The sequence below is a fragment of the Pseudomonas japonica genome (genome assembly GCF_013522925.1).
Classification (GTDB): Bacteria; Pseudomonadota; Gammaproteobacteria; order Pseudomonadales; family Pseudomonadaceae; genus Aquipseudomonas; species Aquipseudomonas japonica_A.
The window spans coordinates 1-4,480 of sequence record NZ_JAAMQU010000031.1; the positions used below are offsets into that span (position 1 = coordinate 1).

Annotated in this window: 4 protein-coding genes; 2 read left to right on the forward strand and 2 right to left on the reverse strand. The window is 52.9% G+C overall.

Going from position 1 to position 4,480, the window contains the following annotated elements:
* Nucleotides 1-356 precede the first annotated feature (356 nt).
* Nucleotides 357-1,097: a hypothetical protein gene (locus G7016_RS24645; protein ID WP_375139721.1), complete on the forward strand. Its 741-nt coding sequence runs from the start codon at nt 357-359 to the stop codon at nt 1,095-1,097.
* Nucleotides 1,098-1,932: 835 nt separating this feature from the next.
* Here G7016_RS24645 and G7016_RS24650 read toward each other — a convergent pair.
* Nucleotides 1,933-2,103, reverse strand: a complete 171-nt coding sequence (locus tag G7016_RS24650; protein ID WP_181118391.1) for a hypothetical protein — start codon at nt 2,101-2,103, stop codon at nt 1,933-1,935.
* A gap of 437 nt (nt 2,104-2,540) precedes the next feature.
* Nucleotides 2,541-3,320 carry a hypothetical protein gene (locus tag G7016_RS24655; protein ID WP_181118392.1) on the reverse strand — a complete coding sequence of 260 codons (780 nt, stop codon included), beginning with the start codon at nt 3,318-3,320 and terminating at the stop codon, nt 2,541-2,543.
* Nucleotides 3,321-3,910: 590 nt separating this feature from the next.
* Between G7016_RS24655 and G7016_RS24660 the strand changes: the two genes are divergently transcribed.
* Nucleotides 3,911-4,468, forward strand: coding sequence for a hypothetical protein (locus G7016_RS24660; protein ID WP_181118393.1), 558 nt, complete (start codon nt 3,911-3,913; stop codon nt 4,466-4,468).
* Nucleotides 4,469-4,480 lie beyond the last annotated feature (12 nt).

Consider the following 4,480-nt stretch of genomic DNA (forward strand, 5'->3'; position numbering starts at 1 on the left):
GCCTGCGCGCTCCGCTTGCAGCCGCCTCTTGCCGCTTGAGCTCACCTACGCCATATCTGTCAGTTACGGTAGGAGATCTGTAGTGCCAGTGCAGCCATCGTCGCTTCCTGCCAGACAGGTCTGGCTACTTGCCATGCCGCCACGTAGCGCTCGATAATGCGTGATTTCCTAGCAATGGATCGGCTATGCGTCCGCTCGATGTAGACCCTTTCATCAAAGCCCTATCCGCGCCACGCCTACGTAATTACAGAAGTTATTTTAACGCCGTCGATGACCAAGACGTGTATGGGTGCTATCAGTGGAACAACGAGGTTTCACGGTCATTCGTGCCCCTGATCCACCTCGTGGAAGTCGTTATGCGTAACGCTTACCATCAAGAGCTAAGCAGATTTCACTCTCAGCGGCTGAACCAAGTCGTAGTAGATTCGATGGATTGGTACAACCATCTTTCCCTGCCCCAGCATAACGACGGTGGCTTATCGAAAACGCTGAGAAAGCTGCGGAAGAAGACATCCTTTACCGACCATGATGTGGTGTCCAATCTTACTTTCGGCTTCTGGACAAACATCAGCAGGGAAACCAACACGCAGTGGGGAATCGTCCTCCCACTGGTCTTCCCTAACTCCAGCAGGAACTTTGCCTTAACCAAGAATCAGGATTGGTTGGAAGCCCGTGTTGGGCTAGTAAACGATATCCGGAACCGAATTTCTCACTGGGAGCCAATCTGGAAGCGCGGAGACCTGATGGAGGAGCGAGTTATTCGCCCGACATCTGCTCCTCTAAAGGTGGTGCAGCTAGCTCCTACCACGCCAGAGCAGAGCATCCAGCGCATAAACACGGAATACGACCGAACGCTTTCATTGCTTGGCATGTTGGACGGCGATTTGGCTGCCGGATACCAAGACTCTCATAACCATGAGCACTTCAAATGGGTATGCAGTGAAGCGGGGTTGTCCAGCCACCGGGCGTACAAGCGCCGCGCGACCCTACCCTTCGCGATGGCCAAACGTAACCTGGCGAGCTTGGTGAAAGGCCAAACGATGGTTACGGTAACCCATGGAAGCTCTCGGATCCGGATTACGCCTCTGGACGCCTAAAGGATGGAGCATGTAGATGCCCTCTCACGGAACCCGGCTAATTCGCTAGGCAAGCTGAACAGCAGGCATAAAAAAACCGCCAAAAAGGCGGTTTTTCAGAGGTCTTGCTCGGGGTCTCTGGCTCTCTACGACGGGTTTTGGGTTGCCGATAAAGAGGTCTTTTCCTTAAATAGGAGTTGGTGCCAGACACATACCGGGTTAGATTACCTATGCGCCGGAGATGTGTCAACAGGCTTATACAGCTTGCCTGAGCACGCTCACGAGGGTAATGCTTAAAAGGATGCGGTTGTGACGCCACAGCCTCTGCACCGAGTTTAGCCTTCCAGGCCTTCAGCACGACGTGATTGGCCTCTTTGGCCTGCACCTACGGTTGCGCGGGCAAGGTGAGCCTTCATCAGCGCGCCTGCGTATGCTGAGCCAATGCCGCTAGAATCCTACCCACGTTTGGCCGGTATAGATCTGTGCTCTTCTAAATGGCACATCTCGGTCTTCCATTATCCGAGCAACTTTTCCTGGTCAGTCGCATATGGCCCCTCAGCCACGCGAGCCGACCCAACGCTCGCACACCGAGAACGCTCCAGCCATGGCTGTGGAATTCGCGCTTCTCGAACAACCCAGATTCCGCTCAGCAACGACTCTTCGGGGACAGAACTCGCAACCTCATCAACATTTACAGCTCGACCAGGCAAATGTGTGTTACCGGTGTCCTGGGCATCTATTGCCTCAAGAACGTCCAAGATACCCGATGCCATAGGATCTCCGGGCGTGAAGCGAGCCAGTTCCCAGAGTGCTTTTCTTCTGGCTATCTCGCGATGATAAATGTTGTCGGTGGCCATTACCGCCGTCCCTTGATCTGTGGTTCAGGATTGCCGAGCTCGCGGTAGAGCGTGGACATCAATCGAGCGTCTGGCAAGGCATGGTGCGGTAGCTCAGGGAGGTTCATGTCACCAATGTCATCAGCCTCAAGATGCTTGAACAGCTGGATCAGGTTCGTCGCCTTGTCCACGACGTAACGAGGCCACGAGTGGTCAACGTAGGCTAGCTTATAGAAGAAATCCCAGCCCCACTCTGGCGCATCTGAGCAGACCTCCAGTGATCGATCGAGGCTAGCCAGAATAATTTAAGCGCGACCTGAGCGTTGATGATTGACAGTCCGTTAGCCGGTAGGTCGAGCTGCGGCAACACGTTTTCGATGACGAAGTCACTGCAGTCCTCAACTGATAGGAGTCCCGGTCGTAGTGAACCAGCCGTCCGCCAATTCACGTCGGCATATTGGCCCGCCAATCGACTATCTTCCCCTATTTGATCCGAGGCCTCCGCGGACTGGTTACTTGGAGGCATTATAGACGCTGCGCAGCCGCGTCGAGCCATACCACCGTTTGCGGTAATCCATTCCAAAAAGCCCATCGTGCTTAATTTGCCCTGACAGGCTTAAGATTGCAACTATGCGAAAGTCCCTGAAAGCGTCCATACCGTGCTTTGATACTCCTCAAAGTTCCCGCCTACCTCTAACGAGGCTTTCTTCATTTGAGCACTCAGGGCTGCATTTATCCCGTAGTCTTCTGTATATGAAAGGGTCAAAGCAAATTGCTTCAGTCCATGCTGGATTCGATTATTCGCAATAGTCTGCCAAAGCGGCTCAAATTTATACCATGCCAAGTCGCTTGGGATGACTGGCACTGAATGGCCAGGAAAGCTGCAAGTGAATAGAAGGCGTGAGTTTTCGCTTCCTTTCTGCCCCACACTGGCGTTTACAGCCTCGGAATTCGCGAACGACGCAGTCGCATTAAATGCAAATTCTTTCCCCCATCCCTTGACGTGTTCTGCTTGAATAGTTACGGCCCCCAAAGAAGCCAAAATATTCATAATTTCAGAAAACTTATGCTCAAAGGTAAATCTATGGAAGCCGGAAAGAGGAAAATACATATCACGCTTTACTGGGTGTTTGGCGTATACGAGGCGCTCCCGAGGATGACCTGGTGGAAAGGTCAGCGCTGACGCGTCAGCAGCCTTTATAAGTGAGACGCCTTCAATGTCACCAACGGAGTTTAATACATTCTCGATCGTCTTATATGTGAATATCGTCCCCCAATTTAACGGGTTACTTTCACCCCACCATAGACTCTCCCTCGTCTTACGCAAATGGCCGGACAGCCAATGCTCAACCTTGCCGTCTTTGCTTACAACGATCAGCTGATTGTGTAGTGATTTCTGGCCGTCCACATGCGCCTCATTTAAATTGGTTTATCTATTATCGCCCCGCTAAAAATCGCGGCGAGGCATTCAGTAGTTTATCGGCAACACATGTACAAGCTTTAGCCGAGAAAAATCATCCGCGACAGCATGAAAATCGATTGACGTGCATGGCACTTTTGGCCTCGCCTCTGCGGTATCCCATATCATGTGCGCTAACACGGGTGGCCTAGCTGATCGCTTCGCTACTAAGCCGGTGGGCTTGCCAAGGATGTGGGAACACTAGACCATAGAGCGCCTACCGAAAGGGTTATTACGATGACCACGTCGATTGGTGCGTGCCCTCGTGGGATAACTATCGTAAAGGCCGCCGGCGTCTCGGCCCTTCGGGCCTCCCTCCTCACGGCTAGCGCGCTCCGCTTACCATCGACAACCCACATAGCTCCACTCAACTAAGAAGCTGGAAGTCTGCGCGATCTGAACCATCTCGGTTCTGACGACGATGCCGTTTGAACCTATAATCAACTACGTCCGTTTGTCTAAGCGAAAAACCCACTCCATTTACTGACGGCAGAACACCCAACAGGCCACACTCATATCAGCGAGCTATTAGAAAAATCATGGGAAGCCTCATCGTCCTCGATAGGAACACTCTTCATGAGCTGGAGGGCATCGAACGTCTGGCCGCCAAGCTGGGTAGCGTAGGATTTCGCGACCTGGCTCTGCAGCTCGCTTACAACTATCCGGTCGATATCGAAGCGCCATATCAATCCATACGTAAATCGTGGAACAGCTCCATCATCGGGATGAGCCATGCGCCATTCGAGGTAATGCGCACCGTCCGCGAAGCTTTCATTGAACGAGCGCCTGAGCTGCTGCGGATCCTTTCATACCGCTATCGCCATGAGGATCGTACGACCGTTCCCCGCAGTTTTTGGTTGGTTCTTGTGGAGAAGGCCAGCACAGACGGCGCGAGTATCGACAATCCCGAAGGTCGGCCATTCAGCGGCCTCGAGTACGCAAGCTTCGTTGCTAGGTGCGGTGATTTGGTTGAAAAAAACCAAGCAGGGATCGATTTCGAATTTCTGCGTCAACGCCAAGTGGATGGCGATCCGAGCGCCTTGGCCGTTGAGGAATTGATCGCTCGCAGACGAGACCTCGTTGCTGCTCCAGATTGAGCGTCAGACCAG

What these genes read in the sequence shown, in the direction of transcription:
- G7016_RS24645 (WP_375139721.1), top strand. Translation starts at nt 357, where the DNA reads ATGCGTAACGCTTACCATCAAGAGCTAAGCAGATTTCACTCTCAGCGG.
- G7016_RS24660 (WP_181118393.1), top strand. Translation starts at nt 3,911, where the DNA reads ATGGGAAGCCTCATCGTCCTCGATAGGAACACTCTTCATGAGCTGGAG.